This is a genomic window from Streptomyces sp. NPDC050535 (assembly GCF_044457665.1).
In the GTDB taxonomy this organism is placed as follows: domain Bacteria; phylum Actinomycetota; class Actinomycetes; order Streptomycetales; family Streptomycetaceae; genus Streptomyces.
The window spans coordinates 139,198-163,062 of the sequence record NZ_JBITHE010000001.1; the positions used below are offsets into that span (position 1 = coordinate 139,198).

General features: G+C 69.5%; 23 protein-coding genes. 16 read left to right on the top strand and 7 right to left on the bottom strand.

Annotated elements, in window-relative coordinates:
* Positions 1-19 precede the first annotated feature (19 nt).
* Positions 20-1,078, bottom strand: coding sequence for a septation protein SepH (gene sepH, locus ACIBLC_RS00585; RefSeq protein WP_399208373.1), 1,059 nt, complete (start codon positions 1,076-1,078; stop codon positions 20-22).
* A 490-nt stretch (positions 1,079-1,568) separates the two neighbouring features.
* Here sepH and ACIBLC_RS00590 point away from each other — a divergent pair, with 490 nt between their 5' ends.
* Positions 1,569-2,348 carry a hypothetical protein gene (locus ACIBLC_RS00590; protein ID WP_399208374.1) on the top strand — a complete coding sequence of 260 codons (780 nt, stop codon included), beginning with the start codon at positions 1,569-1,571 and terminating at the stop codon, positions 2,346-2,348.
* Here the strand turns inward: ACIBLC_RS00590 and ACIBLC_RS00595 are convergent.
* On the bottom strand, positions 2,272-3,591 hold the full coding sequence (locus ACIBLC_RS00595; RefSeq protein WP_399208376.1) for a D-arabinono-1,4-lactone oxidase: 1,320 nt from the start codon (positions 3,589-3,591) through the stop codon (positions 2,272-2,274). The two genes, ACIBLC_RS00590 and ACIBLC_RS00595, sit on opposite strands and share 77 nt — an antisense overlap.
* A complete protein-coding gene (locus ACIBLC_RS00600; RefSeq protein WP_399208377.1) occupies positions 3,551-4,789 on the bottom strand; it encodes an MFS transporter in 1,239 nt (412 codons plus the stop codon). The genes ACIBLC_RS00595 and ACIBLC_RS00600 overlap by 41 nt, the downstream gene beginning before the upstream one ends.
* A 176-nt stretch (positions 4,790-4,965) precedes the next feature.
* On the opposite strand from ACIBLC_RS00600, the gene ACIBLC_RS00605 reads away from it, so the two are divergent.
* Positions 4,966-6,093, top strand: coding sequence for a ferrochelatase (locus tag ACIBLC_RS00605; protein WP_399208378.1), 1,128 nt, complete (start codon positions 4,966-4,968; stop codon positions 6,091-6,093).
* A gap of 8 nt (positions 6,094-6,101) precedes the next feature.
* Positions 6,102-6,917 carry an inositol monophosphatase family protein gene (locus tag ACIBLC_RS00610; RefSeq protein WP_399208379.1) on the top strand — a complete coding sequence of 272 codons (816 nt, stop codon included), beginning with the start codon at positions 6,102-6,104 and terminating at the stop codon, positions 6,915-6,917.
* Between the two features lie 117 nt (positions 6,918-7,034).
* On the opposite strand, the gene ACIBLC_RS00615 is transcribed toward ACIBLC_RS00610, so the two are convergent.
* On the bottom strand, positions 7,035-7,208 hold the full coding sequence (locus tag ACIBLC_RS00615; protein ID WP_167459062.1) for a hypothetical protein: 174 nt from the start codon (positions 7,206-7,208) through the stop codon (positions 7,035-7,037).
* 391 nt (positions 7,209-7,599) lie between these two features.
* On the opposite strand from ACIBLC_RS00615, the gene ACIBLC_RS00620 reads away from it, so the two are divergent.
* The 4 genes from ACIBLC_RS00620 to ACIBLC_RS00635 all read left to right on the top strand — a co-directional run bounded on the left by ACIBLC_RS00620 (position 7,600) and on the right by ACIBLC_RS00635 (position 11,130).
* On the top strand, positions 7,600-8,253 hold the full coding sequence (locus ACIBLC_RS00620; RefSeq protein ID WP_399208381.1) for a response regulator transcription factor: 654 nt from the start codon (positions 7,600-7,602) through the stop codon (positions 8,251-8,253).
* Between the two features lie 6 nt (positions 8,254-8,259).
* Positions 8,260-9,492, top strand: coding sequence for a sensor histidine kinase (locus ACIBLC_RS00625; protein WP_399208383.1), 1,233 nt, complete (start codon positions 8,260-8,262; stop codon positions 9,490-9,492).
* A 392-nt stretch (positions 9,493-9,884) separates the two neighbouring features.
* Positions 9,885-10,181 carry a DUF4193 domain-containing protein gene (locus ACIBLC_RS00630; protein WP_003997302.1) on the top strand — a complete coding sequence of 99 codons (297 nt, stop codon included), beginning with the start codon at positions 9,885-9,887 and terminating at the stop codon, positions 10,179-10,181.
* A gap of 13 nt (positions 10,182-10,194) precedes the next feature.
* Entirely contained in the window at positions 10,195-11,130 is a 936-nt protein-coding gene (locus tag ACIBLC_RS00635; protein WP_399208384.1) for a hypothetical protein, read from the top strand.
* 33 nt (positions 11,131-11,163) lie between these two features.
* On the opposite strand, the gene ACIBLC_RS00640 is transcribed toward ACIBLC_RS00635, so the two are convergent.
* A complete protein-coding gene (locus ACIBLC_RS00640; RefSeq protein WP_399208386.1) occupies positions 11,164-11,625 on the bottom strand; it encodes a DUF3093 domain-containing protein in 462 nt (153 codons plus the stop codon).
* 58 nt (positions 11,626-11,683) lie between these two features.
* On the opposite strand from ACIBLC_RS00640, the gene ACIBLC_RS00645 reads away from it, so the two are divergent.
* The 8 genes from ACIBLC_RS00645 to ACIBLC_RS00680 all read left to right on the top strand — a co-directional run bounded on the left by ACIBLC_RS00645 (position 11,684) and on the right by ACIBLC_RS00680 (position 19,662).
* A complete protein-coding gene (locus ACIBLC_RS00645; protein ID WP_399208387.1) occupies positions 11,684-12,268 on the top strand; it encodes a PaaI family thioesterase in 585 nt (194 codons plus the stop codon).
* The gene (gene dut / locus ACIBLC_RS00650) at positions 12,265-12,780 is read left to right on the top strand and encodes a dUTP diphosphatase (protein WP_399208388.1); all 516 of its coding nucleotides are present in this window, start codon (positions 12,265-12,267) and stop codon (positions 12,778-12,780) included. Before ACIBLC_RS00645 ends, dut begins: the two co-directional genes overlap by 4 nt.
* A 1-nt stretch (position 12,781) precedes the next feature.
* Positions 12,782-13,543 carry a DUF3710 domain-containing protein gene (locus ACIBLC_RS00655; protein ID WP_399208389.1) on the top strand — a complete coding sequence of 254 codons (762 nt, stop codon included), beginning with the start codon at positions 12,782-12,784 and terminating at the stop codon, positions 13,541-13,543.
* Positions 13,544-13,758: 215 nt separating this feature from the next.
* The gene (locus ACIBLC_RS00660) at positions 13,759-14,979 is read left to right on the top strand and encodes an alginate lyase family protein (protein ID WP_399208390.1); all 1,221 of its coding nucleotides are present in this window, start codon (positions 13,759-13,761) and stop codon (positions 14,977-14,979) included.
* Positions 14,980-15,160: 181 nt separating this feature from the next.
* A complete protein-coding gene (locus ACIBLC_RS00665; RefSeq protein WP_399208391.1) occupies positions 15,161-17,752 on the top strand; it encodes an ATP-binding protein in 2,592 nt (863 codons plus the stop codon).
* Complete coding sequence (locus tag ACIBLC_RS00670) at positions 17,749-18,432, top strand: response regulator (protein ID WP_399208392.1); 684 nt, start codon at positions 17,749-17,751, stop codon at positions 18,430-18,432. Before ACIBLC_RS00665 ends, ACIBLC_RS00670 begins: the two co-directional genes overlap by 4 nt.
* Positions 18,433-18,504: 72 nt before the next feature.
* Positions 18,505-18,903: an OB-fold nucleic acid binding domain-containing protein gene (locus tag ACIBLC_RS00675; RefSeq protein ID WP_266474235.1), complete on the top strand. Its 399-nt coding sequence runs from the start codon at positions 18,505-18,507 to the stop codon at positions 18,901-18,903.
* A 3-nt stretch (positions 18,904-18,906) separates the two neighbouring features.
* Positions 18,907-19,662, top strand: coding sequence for a DUF3159 domain-containing protein (locus tag ACIBLC_RS00680; RefSeq protein ID WP_399208393.1), 756 nt, complete (start codon positions 18,907-18,909; stop codon positions 19,660-19,662).
* Between the two features lie 71 nt (positions 19,663-19,733).
* Here the strand turns inward: ACIBLC_RS00680 and ACIBLC_RS00685 are convergent, their stop codons facing one another.
* On the bottom strand, positions 19,734-20,411 hold the full coding sequence (locus tag ACIBLC_RS00685; RefSeq protein ID WP_383681044.1) for a potassium channel family protein: 678 nt from the start codon (positions 20,409-20,411) through the stop codon (positions 19,734-19,736).
* Positions 20,411-21,082 carry a TrkA family potassium uptake protein gene (locus ACIBLC_RS00690; protein WP_365426248.1) on the bottom strand — a complete coding sequence of 224 codons (672 nt, stop codon included), beginning with the start codon at positions 21,080-21,082 and terminating at the stop codon, positions 20,411-20,413. Before ACIBLC_RS00690 ends, ACIBLC_RS00685 begins: the two co-directional genes overlap by 1 nt.
* Before the next feature lie 673 nt (positions 21,083-21,755).
* Here ACIBLC_RS00690 and ACIBLC_RS00695 point away from each other — a divergent pair.
* Positions 21,756-23,846, top strand: coding sequence for an APC family permease (locus ACIBLC_RS00695; protein WP_399208394.1), 2,091 nt, complete (start codon positions 21,756-21,758; stop codon positions 23,844-23,846).
* The last annotated feature ends 19 nt before the right edge of the window (positions 23,847-23,865 follow it).

Here is a 23,865-nt window from a genome sequence, read left to right on the forward strand (position 1 = left end):
CCCATCGTCGTACGACTGCTCAGTCCTGCTTCTTCCGCCGTGTACCGAACACGATCTCGTCCCAGCTCGGGACCGCCGCGCGGCGGCCCGGGCGGACACCGTCGGCCTCGGCCTGGCGGTCGGTCGATCCGACGAGCCGGTCGCGGTGGCTGCCGACCGAGCGGGGCATGAGGACATCCGCGTAGGCGGAACCGGCACCGGCGGAGGCCGCGGGAGCCGGGGGCTCCTCGGCCTCGGGCTCGGGCTCGAGAGCGGGCTCCTCCGGGTCGGGCCGCTCCGTCACGGCGGGCCGCTCGGGCACCACCATGTCGCCCCGGAAGCTCGGCACCGCCTCCAGGAGGCTGGTGAGCGAGTCCCGCTCGGACTCCTCGACCGGCTCGGCGGACGGCGCGGGCAGGCCCGGCCGCTCCATCTGCCGGTCCAGGGCACGGTCCAGCGGCCTGTCCCGGGGCAGCCGCGCGATACGCGGCACGAACGGGAAGCTCGGCTCGGCGGCCGCCGAGAGGTCGTCGGACTCGCCGATCAGCGAGCGCGCCTCGTCGTCGACGGCCTGGACGAGCCGCCGCGGCGGGTCGTAGGTCCAGCTCGCCGAATGCGGCTCACCCGCCACCAGGTACACCAGCAGCACTTCCCAGGTGCCGTCGTCACGACGCCACGAGTCCCACTGGGCGGTTTCCTTCTCGGCGCCGCGCAGCGTCAGCCGCTCCTGCACGGCCTCGCCGAGCTGGGGTCCGGCGTTCTCACCGGGGCGGCGGACGGGGGTCTTCCTGGCACGCTCGGCCATGAAGGCGCGCTCGGCGAGGACGGGCCCCTCGAAGCGGCGCACCCGGTCGACGGGGATTCCGGCGAGCGAGGCAACCTCCTCGGCGGAGGCGCCGGCACGTATACGTGCCTGGATGTCTCGGGGGCGGAGATGGCTCTCCACCTCGATCTCGATCTGGCCGAGGCGGGGACGGTCGCCGCGAACAGCGGCGCGCAGACGCTCATCAATCGGAAGCGTGTACTCCGTGCTGTCCGCAGCCTTCAGCACCAGCCGTGTGCCGTCGTTAGAGACGGCCACGACACGCAGTTCCGGCATGGGGACCTCCCGGGTGGTGCCTGCCGACGTCACGTGCGTCGCTGCTTCCGCTAGTCGAGTGTGGCCTGCCCGGGTGCAGCCTGCCACAACCTTGCCCAGTTGCCCGGCGTGTCGGGCACAGGCCCGGGATCGCCGTTATGGCACGGTTACCTATTCGCAACGCTAAGTGACGAACTCCATCACCCTGTGCAACGAGCCCCCTCCCGGCGGTCCTGCAAGGCCCCGGACACCCTGGCGGGAGTCCGGACCCAGGGCTGGCAACAGTACTCCATTCGGGCCACTTGCGTGGATCGGCACGCCACCCAACTTCGGCCGTGCGGTGGTAGTTGGCCGACTTCCGCACGGTTTCCGTGACCATGAAAAGTGGCGCACTTCACGTAATCACCGCAAACGGAACTAATTACTTCGCCGGTACGTCCCCTTCTTGTGCGGTCAGACGATCCATTGGGTCAAGCCGATCAAGTACGGGAAAGGCAGGCAAGGTCCGGGAATGCGTGAAAAGCCGGATATCGGTGCGGAGTTGGATGTCCAGGAGGAGGCCGGCGGGAAACGACTGGATCTGAGCGTCCCGCAAGTGGCGGGCAGTGCGGTGGCCGCGGTGGTGGCCGCCAAACTCGCCTCCTACTTCGGGGTCTACGGGACGATGCTGGGCGCGGGCCTGGTCAGTGTGATCGCCACCTGCGGGGGCACGATCTTCCAGCACTTCTTCAAGCGCACCGGCGAACAGATACGCGACGTGAAGGTGCAGACCAGGCCGAGGTCCCAGCAGGTGTCGGCCGTCGGAGAGTTCACCGAGGGGACCGTCTACCGCGCGCGGGTCAGGAGCTGGAAGCGGCCGCTGGTCGCGGCGGCGCTCGTCTTCGGGGTCACCATGGCGGGCATCACCACCTACGAACTCGTGTCGGGCCGGAGTTTCAGCGGCGACGGCAGGGCCACGACAGTGGGTGACGCGATCGAGGGGAGCGGCTCCGACTCGACGCCGGAGCCCAGTACGCCACCCGCGTCCAGTACGACGCCGTCGGACGACCCCTCCTCCGCCGAGCCGTCCGGAGACAGCGACACCGGTACCGCCCAGGACGGGGAGAGTGCCGGTACGCCCACCCCGGCACCGAGTTCCAGTGCCACGCCGGAAGGCGGCGAGGACGCCGAGGGCGACCCGGACGGGAGCTCCACCCCCACTCCCGGCGGGACCACTACGACCCCAGCACCCTCCGCAAGTAGTCGTTCCCAAAGCGCCGATCCGGGTCAAGTCGATCCCTCAGCGCCGTGAACTCGCCGAAGCGCGGATAGACCTCGGCGAAGTAGTCCGCGTCGCGCGTATGCACCTTGCCCCAGTGCGGCCGGCCCTCGTGCGCGGTGAGGATCCGTTCGGCGGCGGTGAAGTACGCCTGGTAGGGGGTGCCCTTGAACAGGTGGACGGCGATGTACGCGGTCTCCCGCCCCGACGCCGTGGAGAGCGTGATGTCGTCGGCGGGCGCCGTGCGCACCTCCACCGGGAAACTCACCCGCAGGGACGACCGGTCGACCATCGTCTTCAGCTCGCGCAGCGTCTCGACGAGGGCCTCGCGCGGAACGGCGTACTCCATCTCCACGAATCGCACCCGGCGCGGAGAGGTGAAGACCTTGTACGGGATGTCGGTGTAGGTCCGCGCGGACAGCGCGCGACTGGAGATCTTCGCGATCGCCGGGATGCCGGCGGGCACGGCGCGGCCGAGCAGATTGGCCACCTGGAAGGCGCCGTTGGAGAGGAACTCGTCCTCGATCCAGCCGCTGATCCGCCCGACGGGCTTCTCGGGGCCCGCGCTGCGGTTGTTGCGCTTGGTGTTGCAGTTCCCGGTGTGCGGGAACCAGTAGAACTCGAAGTGCTCGTTCTCCGTGAACAGCTCGTCGAAGTCGGCGGTGACCCTGTCGAAGGTCATCGGCTCCTCGCGGGCCGTGAGCAGGAAAACGGGCTCCACGGAGAAGGTGATCGCGGTGATGATCCCCAGGGCGCCGATTCCGATCCGGGCGGCGGCGAAGACCTCGGGGTTCTCCTGCTCGGAACAGCTGAGGACCGAGCCGTCGGCGGTGACCAGCTCAAGGCCCTTGATCTGGGCGGCGATCGAGGCGGAGTCCCGCCCGGTGCCGTGCGTTCCGGTACTGGTCGCGCCGGAAACCGTCTGCTCCATGATGTCGCCCATGTTCGTGAGCGACAGTCCCTCGCGGGCGAGAGCGACGTTGAGACGCTTGAGCGGGGTGCCGGCCTCAACGGTGACGGTGCCGACATCGCGGTCGATCCGGCGGATACCGGTCAGCAGTTGAGGGCGGATCAACACGCCGTCCGTCGCGGCGGCGGCCGTGAAGGAGTGCCCGGCGCCGACGGCCTTCACCTTCAGACCGTCCTCGGCGGCGCTGCGCACGGCCGCGGTGAGCTCCTCCACGGAGGCGGGAGTGACCTCTCGTGCCGGACGGGCGGTGACCGTGCCCGCCCAGTTACGCCACGTTCCGCTCTTCCCGTTCGCTGTGCTGCTCATGGGTCCCTCCCCGATGCGGAACCGGCCTGTTCAGCCGGCGATACCCGAGGAAACCGACCGCGACCGCGACGGCCCCGGAAACCGCCGGAACCCCGTACCCGGCCTTCGCCCCGGCGGCATCGATCACCCAGCCGGCCACGGAGGAACCGAGCGCGACCCCGACCGCCAGTCCGGTGCTCACCCAGGTCATGCCCTCGGTCAGCTTCGCGCGTGGTACGTGCTGTTCGATGAGGGACATCGTGGTGATCATCGTGGGAGCGATGGACAGGCCCGCAACGAACAGCGTCACGGCCAGAAACGGCAAGTTTCCGACCAGTAGGAGGGGGATCATACTCACGGCCATCGCACATATGCCCAGCAGCCACCGACGTTCGGGCGCCCCCTTGAAGTGCAGCAGCCCGAAGACGGCCCCCGCCCCGCAGGAGCCCGCCGCGTAGATCGCCAGGACGATGCTCGCGGCGGCCTTGTGGCCCTGTTCCTCGGCGAAGGCCACCGTGACCACGTCGACGGCCCCGAAGATCGCTCCGGTCGCCACGAACGTCGCCACCAGGACCTGGAGCCCGGGTGCGGCCATCGCCGAGCCGCCGGTGTGGTGCGCGCGCGGATGCGGGGCGGGCTCGGTGCCGCGCTGGGCCGTCAGCCAGAAGACACCGACGGCGAGGAAACAGGCGGCGAGCAGCGGCCCGGCCTCCGGGAACCACACCGTGGACAGTCCGATGGAGATGATCGGTCCGAAGATGAAGCAGATCTCGTCCACCACGGACTCGAGGGAGTACGCGGTGTGCAGCTGCGGCGTCCCCGCGTAGAGGGCCGCCCAGCGGGCCCTGACCATCGCGCCCATGCTCGGGACGCAGCCGATGCCGGCCGAGCAGGCGAACAGCACCCAGTCCGGCCACTCGAACTTCGCCGCGAGGAGCAGCCCGGCGGCAGCCGTCAGCGCGAACAGTGTCACCGGCCGCAGCACCCGTCGCTGCCCGTGCCGGTCCACCAGCCGGGAGACCTGCGGGCCCATCACCGCGGCGGCCAGCGCCATAGTCGCCGACAGCGCGCCCGCGAGCCCGTATCGCCCGGTGAGCTGCGAGATCATCGTGACCACGCCGATGCCCATCATCGACAGCGGCATCCGGCCAAGGAAGCCCGCGGTGGAGAAGCCCTTGGAGCCTGGGGCGGCGAACAGGGCACGGTACGGGCTGGGCAAGGGGGGACTCCGGTCGGCTCGGCTCGGCCGCCCGGTCACCACGGGGGCCTGAATTCCGGTAAGGCGTGAATCTGGCCGATACAGCTTACGGGTGAGGTGACACTAACGCACTCGCTCGTGCCGTTCGGCACGTGGCCGCTGTCCGTCTGTCAGTCACGGGTGGCAGGATCGAAGGCATGCCAGATGCGCTCGATGCCCACCCCTACGACGCCCTGCTCCTGCTCTCGTTCGGCGGCCCGGAAGGCCCGGACGACGTGGTTCCGTTCCTGGAGAACGTGACGAGGGGCCGCGGTATCCCCAAGGAGCGGCTCAAGGAGGTGGGTCAGCACTACTTCCTGTTCGACGGGGTCAGCCCCATCAACGACCAGAACCGCGCGCTGCTCGACGCGCTCCGCAAGGACTTCGCCGACCACGCCCTGGACCTGCCCGTCCACTGGGGCAACCGCAACTGGGCGCCCTACCTGACCGACACCCTGCGCGAGCTGGTCGCCGAGGGCCGGCGGCGTGTCCTCGTCCTCGCCACCAGCGCGTACGCCTCGTACTCGGGCTGCCGTCAGTACCGCGAGGACCTCGCCGGGGCGCTGGCGACCCTGGAGGCCGAGGGTCTGGAGCTGCCGAGGATCGACAAGCTGCGGCACTACTTCAACCACCCCGGTTTCGTGGAGCCCATGACCCAGGGCGTCCTGAAGTCCCTGGCCGACCTCCCCGAGGACGTACGGGAGGGCGCGCACCTCGCCTTCACGACGCACTCGATCCCGGACTCCGCCGCCGACACCTCGGGGCCCGTGGAGGGCCATGGCGACGGCGGTGCCTACGTCAGGCAGCACCTGGACGTCGCCCGGCTGATCGTCGACGCCGTCCGCGAGGAGACCGGGATCGAGTACCCCTGGCAGCTCGTCTACCAGTCGCGCTCCGGAGCCCCGCACATCCCGTGGCTGGAGCCCGACATCTGCGACCACCTGGAGGAGCTGCACGGCGCCGGTGTCCCGGCCGTCGTGATGGCGCCCATCGGGTTCGTGTCGGACCACATGGAAGTCCTGTACGACCTCGACACGGAGGCCACGGCCAAGGCGGCGGAGCTGGGTCTGCCGGTGCGCCGATCGGCCACCGTGGGCGCCGACCCGCGGTTCGCCGCGGCGATCCGTGAGCTCGTTCTGGAGCGCGCCGCGACCGAGAGCGGGCGGCAGGTGACACCCTGCGCCCTGGGTGTTCTCGGCGCGAGTCACGACCTGTGCCCGGTGGGCTGCTGCCCGGCCCGCGCCCCCAAGCCCGCCGCCGCGGGCGCCGACAGTCCGTACGCCTGAGGAGCCCCGTGATCGACCCCCTGCACACCGAACTGCTCCAGCTCGCCCACCAGGCCGCCCGTAGCGCCGGTGAGCTGCTGCGGGACGGACGACCGGCGGACCTCACGGTCGCCGCGACCAAGTCCAGCCCGATCGACGTCGTCACCGAGATGGACATCGCCGCCGAGAAGCTGATCACCGACCTGATCGCCCAGCACCGCCCCGCCGACGGCTTCCTCGGCGAGGAGGGCGCTTCCACGGAGGGCACCAGCGGCATCCGCTGGGTCATCGACCCGCTCGACGGCACGGTCAACTACCTGTACGGCCTCCCGACCTGGGGCGTGTCCATCGCCGCCGAGCAGAACGGCGAGACCGTCGTGGGAGTCGTGGCGGCGCCGATGCGCGGCGAGACCTACCACGCCGTACGCGGCCGTGGCGCCCGGGCCACCGGAGCCTGGGTGGGCGAGCGCCGGCTGACCTGCCGTCCCTCACCGGACCTGGACCAGGCCCTGGTCTCCACCGGCTTCAACTACGTGACCGAGGTCAAGATCCACCAGGCCGATGTCGCCCAGCGGCTGATCCCGCTGGTCCGTGACATCCGGCGCTCCGGTTCGGCGGCGGTCGACCTGTGCGACGTCGCCGCGGGCCGCCTCGACGGCTACTACGAGCGCGGGCTGCACCCCTGGGATCTCGCGGCGGGAGACCTGATCGCCCGTGAGGCGGGCGCCCTGACCGGTGGGCGCCCCGGAGAGCGCCCCGGAGGTGATCTGGCGGTGGCGGCCTCCCCGGGCGTCTTCGAGCCCCTCCAGCGGCTCCTGGAGGAGTTCGGCGCCTGGCACGACTGACGGCGCGTACGACAGCACGCGCGGCAGGTGGGAACGGAGCGGGGCCCCGGCACTGGATCGATGCCGGGGCCCGCTCTCGTACGAATGAAGAATGGAGATGAAGAGCTGAAGAACTGATCAGACGCGAGTCGCGCCGACCTCCACACCGTGCTCGGCGGCGAGGCGGTGCAGGTCGTCGAGCTCGGCCTGCTCGACCTCCGCGAGGAAGTCGTCGCCTGTTTCGCGAGCCCGCGTCAGATCGGACTCGGTAGCCCTTATGCGCTGCAGAAGTCCTGCGGTGAAAGCGTCCATGCTGCGCCCCCTCGTCCTGGGTCGTGGGTCGGTGGCACGGGGGTGTGCCGTTCGGAAGGGGCGATCACGTCTCCAAGGGGTGCCCAGCGCTGCCCGGCTGGGCGGCGACGGTGCCGGACACCCACGCCCACTCTGCGGAAAGCGGATTGACGTACCACTGGGTGGCTTGCCACAAGCAGAGCGTGATCGCGGGGTGTAAAGCTGTCGTCCCCCCGCTCCCTTCCGTGGAAACCTCAACCGCACGAGAAAATCTGGCATTCCCAGGCGCTCTCACCCGCCTTACAGCCGACTTATGGCCGAAAAGGGCAGGATGGAGGTCTTACCCCACGACAGGACCCTGCCCGCGTGCGCCGAGGAGGCGCCGCGAGTGGACAGAGGAAGGACAAGCGACGTGCGCGTACTCGTCGTCGAGGACGAGCAGCTGCTCGCCGATGCGGTTGCCACCGGGCTGCGCCGGGAGGCCATGGCCGTCGACGTCGTGTACGACGGCGCGGCCGCCCTGGAGCGCATCGGCGTCAACGACTACGACGTGGTGGTCCTCGACCGGGACCTCCCCCTCGTGCACGGCGACGACGTCTGCCGCAAGGTCGTCGAGCTCGGCATGCCCACCCGCGTGCTGATGCTCACCGCTTCCGGGGACGTCAGCGACCGCGTCGAGGGCCTGGAGATCGGCGCCGACGACTACCTGCCGAAGCCGTTCGCCTTCAGCGAGCTGACGGCACGCGTGCGTGCCCTCGGACGCCGTACGAGCCTGCCGCTGCCGCCCGTCCTGGAGCGCGCCGGGATCAAGCTCGACCCCAACCGCCGCGAGGTCTTCCGCGACGGCAGGGAAGTCCAGCTCGCGCCCAAGGAGTTCGCCGTCCTGGAGGTGCTGCTGCGCAGCGAGGGCGCCGTCGTCTCCGCGGAGCAGCTCCTGGAGAAGGCCTGGGACGAGAACACGGACCCGTTCACCAACGTCGTGCGGGTCACGGTCATGACCCTGCGCCGCAAGCTCGGCGAGCCCGCTGTGATCGTCACCGTGCCCGGCTCCGGCTACCGGATCTGATCCACCGTGACCACGACCCCCGCGCCCCCCGCGGCGCCTCCGAAGCCCACGTGGGACCCGAGAAGGGTGGAACCACCGTTCCCGTGGCTGAGGCCGACCATCCGGATACGGCTGACGCTGCTGTACGGCGGCATGTTCCTGATCGCCGGCATCATGCTGCTGTCGATCATCTACCTGCTCGCCGCGCAGGCGTTGAACGTGGGCAGTGATCTGCCCTTCAGGATCGTCTCCGGCGGAGTGAGCAGCCAGAGCTGCAACTTCCCCTCGCAGCCCACGGCGACCGAGCTCAACAGCGCGATGAACGCCTGCGTCAACGAACAGCGCCAGCACGCCCTGGACGACCTCCTCAGCCGCTCGCTGCTGGCCCTGCTCGGCCTCGCCATCATCGCCTTCGCCTTCGGCTACGCGATGGCCGGCCGCGTGCTCGCGCCGCTCGGCCGGATCACCCGCACCGCGCGCGCGGTGGCAGGCTCGGACCTCTCCCGGCGGATCGAACTCGACGGCCCGGACGACGAGTTGAAGGAACTGGCGGACACCTTCGACGACATGCTGGAGCGGCTCCAGCGGGCCTTCACCGCGCAACAGCGCTTCGTGGGCAACGCCTCGCACGAGCTGCGGACGCCGTTGGCGATCAACCGCACGCTTCTCGAGGTGCACCTCTCCGACCCCGGGGCACCGACGGAACTGCAACAGCTCGGCAAGACCCTGCTCGCCACCAACGAGCGCAGCGAGCAGCTTGTCGAGGGCCTGCTGCTGCTCGCCCGCAGCGACAACCAGATCGTCGAGCGCAAGCCCGTGGACCTCGCCGAGGTCGCCTCGCAGGCCGTCGACCAGGTGCGCGCCGAGGCGGACGCCAAGGGGGTGGAGATCCGCGGGGAGCGCGCCCCGGCGGTCGTCCAGGGCAACGGCGTGCTCCTTGAGCGGATCGCCCTGAACCTCGTCCAGAACGCCGTCCGGTACAACGTGCCGGAGGACGGCTGGGTCGAGGTCACGACCGAGGTCCAGCACGGTCAGGCGGTCCTGGTCGTGTCGAACACGGGGCCGGTCGTTCCCGCGTACGAGGTCGACAATCTTTTCGAGCCCTTCCGGCGGCTGCGTACGGAGCGCACGGGCAGCGACAAGGGCGTGGGCCTCGGCCTGTCGATCGCCCGGTCGGTCGCCCGCGCGCACGGAGGGCATATCGTCGCTCAGCCGCGTGAAGGAGGTGGGCTCGTGATGCGAGTCACCCTGCCGATCTGAGACCATGTCGCCGACACGCGAGGATGTTCGCTTTGCGCGGAATTTTCTGGGCATACGTCCGGGAGGCTCGTGTGTGATCGATCACAAGGGCGAATTTCTGGCCATCTACTCTCCGTGATCAAGAAGACTGCCGGAAAGCCGGGAAAATCCGGGTTTTCGGGGGTCCGGATCACGGGAAGTACACGGTGGGACGCCTTTGAAGTGCGGCCTTCGGACCGTGTACGGTCCGCATCGCCATCCAAGCCGATCACTCTCGAGGTGTCCGGTTGGGTGTCGATTGAGTAACAGACCTTGATGTGAGGCAAAATCTCCGCCTCGGGTCGGGCACAAGTCCGGCCTCTCACGCGTTACGTGCGCTGAGACACCGCAGACACCCAGAGGGGGAGAGCGACATGGCAACGGATTACGACACCCCACGCAAGACCGACGACGACGTCGATTCCGACAGCCTTGAAGAACTGAAGGCTCGCCGGAACGACAAGTCGACGTCGTCTGTAGACGTGGATGAGTTCGAGGCAGCAGAAGGCCTGGAGCTGCCCGGCGCGGACCTCTCGAACGAAGAGCTGGCCGTCCGGGTCCTGCCCAAGCAGCAGGACGAGTTCACTTGCATGAGCTGCTTCCTGGTGCACCACCGCAGTCAGCTGGCCCGGGAGAAGAACGGCCAGCCGATCTGCCGCGACTGCGACTGAGGGGGGGTCGGCCGTGACTGGCTCGACCCCTCCCTGGAAGCGCCGCTCCTCCGGAGGGGGAGCGGACGAAGGGCCGTCAGACGGCTCTGAAGGCGTGCGTGACGACGAGCGGGGCTCTTCCGGACCAGGATCAGCCTCGCTCGACCCGGCGCCCGCCACGACGTCGGCAGGGGCTTCCTCGTCCGCCGGCGAACTGGTGCCCGCGGGCACCCCGGCGCCCGTGGCGAAGCGCCGTGCGGCCGCCGTCCGCGACGGAGTCAAGGAAGGCGTCCGCAAGGGCGGCAGCAGGGCCAGGGCAGGTCTGTCCTACCTCGCCGACCGCATCATCGACATAGCTCCGCGTATCCCCGTACGGGACCTCGCGGCCCTCCGTCGGCAGTTCCCCGGTCTCACCGCGGAACAGCTCGCGGACAAACTCGTCGCGGGCGCGGCCAACGCGACGTCCGCGGTGGGCGCCGGTATCGGCGCGGCCGCGATGCTGCCGGTGCCGCCCGCGATGCCGACGGAGATCGCCGCCGAGATCACCGGCGTCGCCGCGATCGAGTTGAAGCTGATCGCCGAACTGCACGAGGTGTACGGCGCACGGCCGCCCGGGAATCTGACGCAGCGCAGCACGGGCTACCTGAACTCGTGGTCCACCGAGCGCGGGATCGACGTCACGAAGGTGGCGACGCTCAACGCCGCTCTCGGCGGCCCGATGAAGCGTCAGCTGCGCCAGCAGATCATGAAGCGGATGGTCCGGGACCTGCCCAACCTGATGCCGTTCATGGTCGGTGCGGCGGTCGGTGCCGTCATGAACCGCCGTGACACCAGACGTCTCGCGGAGCACATCCGCAAGGACCTGCGGAAGACGCAGGTGCCGTGGGAGGCGCTGCCGGAGCTGCCTCCGCTGGACCGGCCCGCCGACCCCCTGCCCATGGGGGACGGTCCCAAGGAGCTCGGGAGCTGAGTTCGTCCCGCCGGGCCTGCGGCGACCGGTTTCCTAGGCCGCTGCCCGGGCGGCTACCAGTGCCGCCGCCAGGCGCTCCGGCTCCCGGGTCGACAGGTACAGGTACGGCGTCGGGTCCGCGGGGTCGGTGACCTGGACGCGCAGGGCGGTGGGGATGTAGGAGCGCAGGAGCATGAAGGCGCGGGTGTCCGCCTTGAACGTGCGCCAGGCGCGCGCCTCCTCCCGGTCCAGGATCTCGGCCTCGCCGAGCGCCGCGACCGGGATCTTCGCGTCGCCCGCGATCAGGGAGTCGCCCACGATCCGGATGCGGACCGAGCCGTACGAACTCGTCACGACCGCCGCGACCGCGGTGCCGCCCACCAGGCCGCCCAGCAGCGGCAGCGCACCGAACGGCAGGAAGATCAGGGCCATCGAGACCCCCACCAGGAAGCAGACCAGCCACCACGTCCGGGGGGCGTTGAGGCGTTCTTCGTACGGCGAGGCGGAGAGCTGCATGCGGTCAAGCTTGGCACGGGGCGTACGTTGCCCTGACGCGCGGGTAAGGTCTGCGGCTGTGAGTGGTACTTCCGCAGCTCTGAAGCCTCCCGCCGACGCCGTCCCGCCGGTGCGGCACCCCGACGCACCCCCACCGGGTGAACTCCTCGGCGCGCACTACGGACAGTGTTTCGGGTGCGGCGAGGGACAGGCCCATGGTCTGCACCTCGAAGCCCGCGCGGGGGAGGGGGTCCGGATCTCGGCGGAGTTCACCGTGCGGGCCGCCCACCAGGGCGCCCCCGGTCTCGCGCACGGCGGCGTTCTCGCCACCGCGCTGGACGAGGCGCTCGGCTCGCTGAACTGGCTGCTGCGGACCATCGCGGTGACCGGACGGCTGGAGACCGACTTCGTACGGCCCGTGCCCGTGGACACCGTGCTGTACCTGGAGGCCGAGGTCACGGCGGTGGCGGGGCGCAAGATCTACTCGACCGCCACCGGGCGGATCGGCGGCCCTGAGGGACCCGTCGCCGTCCGCGCCGACGCCCTCTTCATCGAGGTGAAGGTCGACCACTTCATCGACAACGGCCGCCGGGCGGAGATCCAGGCGGCCATGAACGACCCCGACCAGGTCAGGCGCGCACGCGCCTTCGAGGTGAACCCGTGACCCGTAATCCCCTCGATGTGCTGATCAAGCGCGTCGACCCGGAAGTTCCGCTTCCCGAGTACGCGCATCCCGGTGACGCGGGAGCGGATCTGCGCACCACCGAGGGATGTGAACTGAAGCCGGGTGAACGGACCGTTCTGCCCACGGGAGTGTCTGTCGCGCTGCCCGAGGGGTACGCGGCCTTCGTACACCCCCGTTCCGGGCTGGCCGCCCGCTGCGGTGTCGCTCTCGTGAATGCCCCGGGGACGGTGGATGCCGGGTACCGTGGGGAGATCAAGGTGATCGTGGTGAATCTCGACCCGCACGAGTCCGTGCGCTTCGAGCGCTTCGACCGGATTGCCCAACTGGTCGTCCAGCAGGTCGAGAAGGTCCGCTTCCAGGAGGTCGCGGAGCTTCCCGACTCGGCGCGGGCCGCAGGGGGCTTCGGGTCCACCGGCGGTCATGCCGCCGTGGGCGGCGGGGCGGGTGGGAATCGATACGCTTCGGTCGTATCCGACCGGGAAGGACAGTGACGTGTTCGGACGTCGCAAGAAGGGCAGTGCCGCCGAGGACGCGGCGGGCGAGGCCGAGCAGGTCGTCGACGATGTCGACACTGAGGCGGACGGTACGGAGCGGGAGCGCGTGAGGCTCGAGCCGGAGCCGCGGCCCGACGGACCCTGGGACGACTCGGAGGTACGCGACCCCGCCGAGGGGCGTGTGGACCTGGGCGGCATCCTGGTGCCCGGAGTCGACGGCATGGAGCTGCGGGTCGAGGTCGCGGGCGACGCGATCGTCGCGGCGACCGTCGTCCTGAAGGACAGCGCCGTTCAGCTCCAGGCCTTCGCCGCTCCCAAGCGCGAGGGAATCTGGGGCGAGGTCCGCGAGGAGATCGCCTCCGGCATCACCCAGCAGGGCGGTGTCATCGACGAGGTCGAGGGCCCGTTGGGCTGGGAGTTGCGCGCGCAGGTCCCGGTGCAACTGCCGGACGGCACTGGCGGTTTCCAGGTCGTGCGGTTCGTCGGTGTGGACGGCCCCCGGTGGTTCCTGCGCGGAGTGATCTCCGGGCAGGGCGCGGTGCAGCCGCAGGCCGCGGGGCTTCTCGAGCAGATCTTCCGGGACACGGTCGTGGTCCGCGGCGAGGGTCCGATGGCCCCTCGCGACCCGATCGTCCTGAAGCTGCCGAACGACGCGCAGATGGTGCCCGAGGGCGTCCAGCAGGAGGAGCAGGCCGGTTCCCGCTTCTCCGGCGGTATGGGGCAGTTGCAGCGCGGGCCGGAGATCACCGAGGTCCGCTGACGCTCCGCCGCACTCCAGAGGAACGTGGATCAGGGTCGTACCCCTTCACCGGGGTGCGGCCCTTTTCGTATGCCCAAACCCTTCTCCACGGAGGGTGGTTGAAGTGCGGTTCCGCCTTCGGGGGTTGACGGGGATTTGGTCTGGACCTATGGTCCCGCCAGCGCGTGTGTTCAGTCCCCAGTGTGTCGTTCACATACAAGAACGGATCCCCTCACATGCCCGAGTCCCCCACAGTTCACCGCCGCAGACGCCTCCCGGCCTTCCTCGTCACCGTCGCCACGACCGCCGCCCTGGTCGCCGGCTTCCTCGCCCTGCCCGGCGCCCAGCAGCAGGCCGAAGCCGCGCCGGCCACCTTCGTGCATCCCGGAGTCGGCGTCTCCACGGGGCAGTTGGACTTCGCCCGCACCCAGGTTCTGGCCGGCGCCCAGCCATGGAAGGGCGCCTACGACCAGATGCTGGCGAGCAAGTACGCCTCGCTGACGCGTACGCCCACACCGCGCGCGGTCGTCGAGTGCGGCTCGTACTCGAACCCCAACAACGGCTGTACCAACGAGCGTGAGGACGCGATAGCCGCCTACACCACTGCTCTCGCGTGGTACATCACCCGTGACGCCCGCTACGCGCAGAAGTCCATCCAGCTGATGGACGCCTGGTCGGCCACGATCACCGACCACACCAACAGCAACGCGCCTCTGCAGACCGGCTGGGCCGGCTCCTCGTGGCCGAAGGCCGCCGAGATCATCAAGTACACGTACACAGGCACGTGGGCCAACTCCGCGCGCTTCGGAACCATGCTGCGCAACGTCTACCTGCCCGAGATCATCAACGGCTCCAATTCCAACGGGAACTGGGAGCTGACGATGATGGAGGCCGCCATCGGCATCTCCGTCTTCCTTGAGGACAGGGGGGCGTGGGACTCGGCCATGGCGAAGTTCCGGACCCGTACGGCCGCGTACATCTATCTCTCCTCCGACGGCTCCGTGCCGAAGACCGTGCCGAGCCAGAACCTCAACACCACGGCCAAGATCGTCGCCTACTGGCAGGGGCAGTCCACCTTCACCACCGGGCTCACCCAGGAGACCTGCCGCGACTTCGTGCACACCGGGTACGGCATCTCCTCCATCTCGCACGTCGCGGAGACCAGCCGGATCCAGGGCATCGACCTGTACACCACCGACGTCGGCGAGCGGCTGCGTCAGGCTCTCGGCTTCCAGGCCAGGTACCAACTCGGCGAGGCCGTGCCGAGCTCCCTGTGCGGCGGGTCCCTCACGCTCGGGCTCGGCCCGATCACCGAGGTCGGCTACAACGCCATGCACAACCGTCTCGGCTACGCCATGACGAACACCCAGAACCTGACCCTCCAGAACCGCCCGTCCGGCACCAACAACCTCTTCGTGGCCTGGGAGACCCTCACCCAGGGGGACAACCTGAGCTGACAGGCGGGGACGATCCCATTAGCTCCCTTGCTTGGCCGGGTGCCCAGTAGCGATACGGGCGCTCGGCCATCAGGGTTTTGTCAAAACCCTCTCAGTCCGGCTTCCCCATCCCTTTTGTCAGGATTGTTGGCCGTAAGGTCGACGCTGCGTACACAGCGGTGACGGGAAGACAATAGGGACCATGGGACGCGGCAAGCTTCGGATCTACCTCGGCGCGGCACCGGGCGTCGGCAAGACGTACGCGATGCTCTCCGAGGCGCACAGGCGTGTCGAACGCGGGACCGACTGTGTGGTCGCGTTCGTCGAGCATCACAACAGGCCGCGTACCGAGGTGATGCTGCACGGCCTGGAGCAGGTCCCGCGCAGGGAGCTGGAGTACCGCGGCACGGTCTTCAGCGAGATGGACGTGGACGCGGTACTCGCCCGCCGCCCCCAGGTGGCCCTGGTGGACGAGCTCGCGCACACCAATGTGCCGGGTTCGCGGAACGACAAGCGCTGGCAGGACGTGGAGGAGCTTCTCGCGGCCGGCGTCGATGTCGTCTCGACGGTGAACATCCAGCATCTGGAGTCGCTGGGCGATGTGGTGGAGTCGATCACGGGGGTGCGGCAGCGGGAGACCGTTCCGGACGAGGTGGTCCGGCGGGCGGACCAGATAGAGCTGGTGGACATGTCGCCGCAGGCGCTGCGCCGTCGGATGGCGCACGGCAACATCTACAAGTCCGACAAGGTCGACGCGGCGTTGTCGAACTACTTCCGCCCGGGGAACCTCACCGCGCTGCGTGAGCTGGCGCTGTTGTGGGTGGCCGACCGGGTCGACGAATACCTGACCGAGTACCGCACCGACCACCGGGTGTCGAAGATCTGGGGTTCGCGGGAGCGGATCGTGGTGGGACTGACGGGCGGTCCGGAGGGCCGGACGTTGATCCGGCGGGCCGCGCGGCTGGCGGAGAAGGGTGCGGGGGGCGAGGTGATGGCCGTCTACATCGCCCGCAGCGACGGCCTGACCTCCGCCTCGCCCAAGGAACTCGCCGTCCAGCGCACCCTGGCCGAGGACCTCGGCGGCACCTTCCACCACGTCGTCGGGGACGACATCCCGGCCGCGCTGCTGGACTTCGCGCGGGGCGTCAACGCCACGCAGATCGTGCTCGGCTCCTCGCGCCGCAAGACCTGGCAGTACATGTTCGGACCCGGCGTCGGTGCCACGGTCGCCCGGGAGTCGGGCTCCGACCTGGACGTGCACATCGTCACCCACGACGAGGTCGCCAAGGGGCGCGGGCTGCCGGTGGCGCGGGGCGCGCGGCTGGGCCGCTCCCGGATCATCTGGGGCTGGCTCGTGGGCGGGCTCGCCCCGGTGCTTCTCGCGCTCTTCCTGAACACGGTGGACCTCGGTCTCGCCAACGACATGCTGCTGTTCCTGGCGCTGACGGTGGCTGCGGCCCTGCTGGGCGGCCTGTACCCGGCGCTCGCCTCGGCGGCCTTCGGCTCGCTGCTCCTCAACTACTTCTACACGCCGCCGCTGCACCGCATGACGATCGCCGACCCCAAGAACATCGTCGCCATCGCCATCTTCTTCGGCGTCGCCGTCTCCGTGGCGTCCGTGGTGGACCTCGCGGCCCGGCGCACCCACCAGGCGGCGCGGCTGCGTGCCGAGTCGGAGATCCTCTCGTTCCTGGCGGGCAGTGTGCTGCGCGGCGAGAACAGCCTGGAGGCGCTCCTGGAACGGGTCCGGGAGACCTTCGGGATGGAGTCGGTGGCCCTCCTCGAACGGGAGAGCGACGTCGATCCGTGGACCTGCGCGGGCAGCGTCGGCCCCCGTCCGCTGGTGGAGCGGCCCGAGGACGCGGACGTGGACATTCCCGTGGGCGACCACATGGCCCTCGCGCTGTCGGGACGGGTCCTGCCGGCTTCCGACCGCCGCGTCCTTGCCGCCTTCGCCGCACAGGCCGCGGTGGTCCTGGACCGGCAGCGCCTCCAGCACGAGGCGGACCAGGCCAAGGAACTGGCGGAAGGCAACCGCATCCGCACGGCGCTCCTGGCGGCCGTCAGCCACGACCTGCGAACCCCCCTCGCGGGCATCAAAGCGGCGGTCTCCTCCCTGCGTTCGGACGACGTGGCCTGGTCGGAGGAGGATCAGGCGGAGCTGCTGGAAGGCATCGAGGACGGCGCCGACCGGCTCGACCACCTGGTGGGCAACCTGCTGGACATGTCCCGCCTCCAGACCGGCACCGTCACGCCCCTCATCAGGGACATCGACCTCGACGAGGTGGTCCCGATGGCACTCGGCGGCGTACCCGAGGGCAGCGTCGGACTGGACATCCCGGAGAGCCTGCCGATGATCGCGGTCGACGCGGGGCTGCTGGAGCGGGCTGTCGCCAACCTCGTGGAGAACGCCGTCAAGTACAGCCCCGCCGACGAACGGGTCCTGGTGTCGGCGAGCGCCATGGCCGACCGGGTGGAGATGCGGGTGGTGGACCGCGGCCCCGGGGTTCCCGACGAGGCCAAGGACCGGATCTTCGCCCCTTTCCAGCGCTACGGTGACGCTCCGCGCGGCGCGGGCGTCGGCCTGGGCCTGGCGGTCGCCCGCGGCTTCGCCGAGGCCATGGGCGGCACCCTCGACGCCGAGGACACCCCCGGCGGCGGACTCACCATGGTGCTCACGCTCCGGGCGGTGTCCCCCGGCCCCGAACCGGCCAACGCGGTATCAACACCTCAGTCGGCATCATCAGCGGTGGATGCGTCAGCACCATCAGCAGTGGAAAGGCAGGCCTCATGACCCGGGTCCTCGTGGTCGATGACGAGCCCCAGATCACGCGTGCCCTCGTCATCAACCTGAAGGCACGCAAGTACGAGGTCGACGCGGCCCCGGACGGAGCCACCGCGCTCCAGCTCGCCGCGGCCCGCCACCCCGACGTCATCGTGCTCGACCTCGGCCTCCCCGACATGGACGGCGTCGAGGTGATCAGAGGGCTGCGCGGCTGGACCCGGGTGCCCATCCTGGTGCTCTCGTCCCGGCACTCCTCCGACGAGAAGGTCGAGGCCCTCGACGCGGGCGCCGACGACTACGTCACCAAGCCCTTCGGCATGGACGAACTGCTGGCCCGGCTGCGCGCCGCCGTCCGCCGCGCGGAGCCCACCGGGGCCGGCGAGGACGACGTGATCGTCGAGACCGACGACTTCACCGTCGACCTCGCCGCGAAGAAGGTCAACCGCGACGGACGTGACGTGCGCCTGACCCCCACGGAGTGGCACTTCCTGGAGGTCCTGGTGCGCAACACCGGCCGTCTGGTCAGCCAGAAACAGCTGCTCCAGGAGGTCTGGGGACCGTCGTACGGCACGGAGACGAACTATCTGCGGGTCTACATGGCACAGCTCCGCCGCAAGCTGGAGACGGACCCCTCGCATCCCAGGCACTTCATCACCGAGCCGGGGATGGGGTACCGGTTCGAACGCTGACCCGCACGGGTACGACGCTGTCAGCGAAACGTGGGTACGACGCTGTCAGCGCCCCCCGGTACCCTTTTCGGTATGAGTGCTGTTCCTCGTTCCGAAAAACCGGCGGGCCGGTTCCGGCGCATGCTGGACAGGCTCTCCTCGTCCCAGGAGGACCTGGAGTCCGAGGAGCTGCGCGAGGACGCCGAGACAGCCGGCTGTACACGTATCGGCGACTGCCACGACCGGCAGATCGTCACGGTTACTGGTACCTTGCGCACGGTCACTCTGCGGCCGAGAGCCGGAGTCCCGGCACTGGAGGCCGAGCTGTTCGACGGCTCGGCGGCGCTTGATGTGGTGTGGCTCGGCCGGCGTTCCATCGTCGGCATAGAGCCGGGGCGCAAGCTCATCGCATCGGGCCGCGTTTCCATGAGCCGGGGCCGTAGGGTGCTGTTCAACCCGAAGTACGAACTCAGACCGCTCGGACGGGAGTAGCCGGTGACGTCGCTCGACAAGCCGACCGAAGACCCCCAGCAGGACTCGAGGGCGGTGACGGAGGCCGCGCTCTTCGAGGCGTTCGGCGGTGTGCGGGGCATGGTCGAGACGGTCGTGCCCGGCCTCCTCTTCGTCACCATCTTCACGATCAACAAGAACCTGCACGCGGCGGCCATCGCCGCCCTCGCGGTGTCCGTGCTGCTCGTCGTGGTCCGCCTGGTCACGAAGGACACCGTCAAGCACGCCTTCAGCGGTGTCTTCGGCGTCGCCTTCGGTGTCGTCTTCGCGATGATGACGGGCAACGCGAAGGACTTCTACCTGCCGGGCATGCTCTACACGCTCGGCCTGGCCCTCGCCTACATCGTCACGACCCTCGCGGGTGTCCCGCTGATCGGCCTGATGCTCGGCCCGGTCTTCAAGGAGAACCTCTCCTGGCGCACCCGCAACCCCGGCCGCAAGAAGGCGTACGCGAAGGCCAGCTGGGCCTGGGGCCTGATCCTGCTCGCCAAGTGCGCGGTCCTCTTCCCGCTCTACTGGTGGGGCGACACCACCCAGTTCGGCTGGGTCCTGATCGCCCTGAAGATCCCGCCCTTCCTGCTCGCCGTCTGGCTCACCTGGGTCTTCCTCGCGAAGGCGCCGCCGCCGATCGACGTGTTCGCGGAGATGGAGGCCGAGGAGAAGGCCGAGAAGGAGCGCAAGGCCGCGCTCGCCGAGGAGCGCGGCGACACCGCGCCGACCAGCCACCGCCGAGAGGCGTAAGCATTTCGGTCCGTACGACGTTGGGGGCGCCCGGAGATCTCCGGGCGCCCCCAACGTCGTATCGGAAAGGGCTAGCCGGTCGCGTCCTCGCGGCGCACCGACAGCAGGTCCTCCAGCTGCTCCTCGCGGGCCTGCGCGGCCACGAACAGCAGTTCGTCGCCGGCCTCCAGGGAGTCCTCCCGGGAGGGCGTCAGGACGCGGGTGCCGCGGATGATGGTGACCAGGGACGTGTCCTCGGGCCACTCGACGTCACCGACGGTCGTGCCCGCCAGGGCGGACTCCGGCGGCAGGGTCAGCTCGACGAGGTTGGCGTCGCCGTGGCTGAAGCGGAGCAGGCGGACCAGGTCGCCGACGCTGACGGCCTCCTCGACCAGGGCCGACATCAGCCGCGGGGTGGAGACGGCGACGTCCACGCCCCAGGACTCGTTGAACAGCCACTCGTTCTTCGGGTTGTTGACCCGGGCGACGACCCTCGGGACGCCGTACTCGGTCTTCGCGAGCAGGGAGACGACGAGGTTGACCTTGTCGTCGCCGGTGGCCGCGATGACCACGTTGCAGCGCTGGAGCGCGGCCTCGTCCAGGGAGGTGATCTCGCAGGCGTCGGCGAGCAGCCACTCCGCCTGCGGGACGCGCTCGACCGAGATGGCGGTCGGCGCCTTGTCGATCAGCAGGATCTCGTGCCCGTTCTCCAGGAGCTCGCCCGCGATCGAGCGACCCACGGCGCCGGCACCGGCAATGGCGACTCTCATCAGTGTCCGGCTTCCTCTTCGGGGCCCTTGGCGAAGGACGCCTCGACCTTGTCCACGTCGAAGGTGCGCATCATCACGTGCACCAGGTCGCCTTCCTGCAGCACCGTCTGCGAGGTGGGCAGGACCGCCTCGCCCAGCCGGGTGAGGAAGGCCACGCGTACGCCGGTCTCGTCCTGGAGGCGGCTGATCTTGTGGCCGACCCAGGCGGTGGAGGCGTGCACCTCCGCGAGCTGGACACCGCCGGTGGGGTCGCGCCACAGCGGCTCGGCGCCCGAGGGCAGCAGCCGGCGGAGCATCTGGTCCGCCGTCCAGCGGACGGTGGCGACGGTCGGGATGCCCAGGCGCTGGTAGACCTCGGCGCGGCGGGGGTCGTAGATGCGCGCCGCGACGTTCTCGATGCCGAACATCTCGCGGGCCACCCGGGCGGCGATGATGTTCGAGTTGTCGCCGCTGGAGACCGCGGCGAACGCCCCGGCCTCCTCGATGCCCGCCTCGCGCAGGGTGTCCTGGTCGAAGCCGACTCCGGTGACGCGACGGCCGCCGAACCCGGAGCCGAGGCGTCGGAAGGCGGTGGGGTCCTGGTCGATCACGGCGACCGTGTGCCCCTGTTGCTCCAGGGTCTGGGCAAGAGCGGAACCGACTCGTCCGCAGCCCATGATGACAATATGCACGGCCTTACCCCGCACTCCCCGCTAGGCCTCTGACCTGCGTAAATGTCCTGCTCATGTCTCTCTCTCGGCTCGCCGGGCGATACGCTGCGGCCAGTTTTCGGCCTGCCGGGCAACATCATGCCGGTGAATCCCGATAGTGATCCCGCGCAGGTGTGAGCCGTCGGCCCCGCTTGCCCGCCTCCACCGTATCCGCAAAGCCCTGAGGGCCGACGGGAGGCCGTGGTCGGGGGGCCCGGCGCGGGCTCGCTTCTGTGATCCGGGTCACGTCAGTGTCATGTCGGGCAACTCCGCTGCCGCCCGGCGCGCGGCTGCGCCGGGCGGGCGTGCGGGACGTCCGGGGCATGTCGAGTGACCCCCCGGGTGGTTGACGCGGGGCAGGGCGGCGGGCAGGGCGGCGAGGGAGAGGTCAACGGCGGTTGATGCTGCGGACGCTCAGAAGAGTCAGGATTCCGAGGCCGACGAGCCCGGCGGCCGCGCCGATGAGCTCCGCGGTGGCGTGCATGGGACCTCCATAAGCGGGCAAGTGTGGATGTTTTTCATATAGGCACGCGGATCTGCGCGGCAGCGGAATCCGCAACGGGGAACGTGCCTGTTTTCACTCGTAGAGCAGATGCGGAGCAGATACAGGGCGGCAGGTGGGCGACCCACCGTTCGAACGCTTACGATCCTCTCCGTGTCCAAACTGACCGACGTGCCCAAACGGATTCTGATCGGGCGCGCACTGCGCAGTGATCGGCTCGGGGAAACGCTCCTGCCGAAGCGCATCGCACTCCCCGTCTTCGCATCCGACCCGCTCTCCTCCGTGGCCTACGCACCCGGAGAAGTGCTCCTGGTCCTCTCCATCGCGGGCGTGTCGGCCTACCACTTCAGCCCCTGGATCGCCTTCGCGGTCGTCGTGCTGATGTTCACCGTGGTCGCCTCCTACCGGCAGAACGTGCACGCCTACCCGAGCGGCGGCGGCGACTACGAGGTGGCGAACACCAACCTCGGCCCCCGGGCCGGCCTCACCGTCGCCAGCGCGCTGCTCGTCGACTACGTCCTGACCGTCGCCGTGTCGATCGCGTCCGGCATCGAGAACCTCGGCTCCGCGATCCCGTTCGTGATCGAACACAAGGTGCTCTGCGCGGTCGGCGTCATCGTGCTGCTCACCCTGATGAACCTGCGCGGAGTGAAGGAGTCCGGGAAGCTCTTCGCGATTCCGACGTACGTCTTCGTGGCGGGCGTCTTCATCATGATCGCGTGGGGCTCGTTCCGCGGGTTCGTACTGGACGACACGATGAAGGCGCCGACCGCCGACTACCACATCGAGGCCGAGCACCAGGGGCTCGCAGGCTTCGCCCTCGTCTTCCTGCTGCTGCGCGCCTTCTCCTCCGGCTGCGCCGCGCTCACCGGCGTCGAGGCGATCTCCAACGGCGTCCCCGCCTTCCGCAAGCCCAAGTCGAAGAACGCCGCGACCACCCTCGCGGCGATGGGCCTGCTCGCCGTCACCATGTTCTGCGGCATCATCGGTCTGGCCATGGCGACCAAGGTCCGGATGGCCGAGAACCCGGCCGTCGACCTGATCCACAACGGCGTCGCGGTCGGCACCGACTACGTTCAGAACCCGGTGATCTCGCAGGTCGCGGAGGCGGTCTTCGGCAAGGGCAGCTTCCTGTTCATCGTGCTCGCCGCCGCCACCGCGCTGGTGCTGTTCCTCGCCGCCAACACCGCGTACAACGGTTTCCCGCTGCTCGGCTCGATCCTCGCCCAGGACCGCTACCTCCCGCGCCAGCTGCACACCCGCGGCGACCGCCTCACCTTCTCCAACGGCATCGTGCTGCTCGCGCTCGCTGCCGCCATGCTCGTCTGGGTCTACGGGGCGGACTCGACGAAGCTCATCCAGCTCTACATCGTCGGTGTCTTCGTCTCCTTCACGCTCAGCCAGACCGGCATGGTCCGACACTGGAACCGGCACCTGCGCACCGAGAAGGACCCCACCAAGCGCCGCCACATGATCCGCTCCCGCGCGATCAACACCTTCGGCGCCTTCTTCACCGGGCTCGTCCTGGTCGTCGTACTCGTCACGAAGTTCACGCACGGCGCCTGGGTCGCGCTGCTCGGCATGGTGATCTTCTACGCGACGATGAGCGCGATCCGTAAGCACTACGACCGCGTGGCCGAGGAACTGGTCGCGCCCGAGGGGCCCTCCGACGACAGCGTCCGCCCCTCCCGCGTCCGCTCCATCGTCCTGATCTCCAAGATCCACCGCCCCACACTGCGGGCCCTCGCCTACGCCAAGCTGATGCGCTCCGACAGCCTGGAGGCGCTCAGCGTCAACGTCGACCCGGCCGAGACCAAGGCCCTGCGCGATGAGTGGGAGCGGCGAGGCATCGACGTACCGCTGAAGGTCCTCGACTCGCCGTACCGCGAGATCACCCGTCCCGTCATCGAGTACGTGAAGGGGCTGCGCCGGGACTCGCCGCGCGACGTGGTCTCCGTGATCATCCCCGAGTACGTGGTCGGCCACTGGTACGAGCACCTGCTGCACAACCAGAGCGCGCTCCGGCTCAAGGGCCGCCTGCTGTTCACGCCGGGCGTGATGGTGACGTCGGTGCCCTACCAGCTGCAGTCGTCCGAGGTCGCCAGGAAGCGGGCCCGCAAGCGGCAGGAGTGGAGCGCGCCGGGGGCGGTCCGGCGTGGTCCGGCCCACGACCGTCCGAAGGAGCCGTCGGGATCGACGGGGTCATCCGGTTCGTCGGGGTCTTCGGGCTCGGCGAAGGGCTGACGCGTCCCGGCGTGGTTGT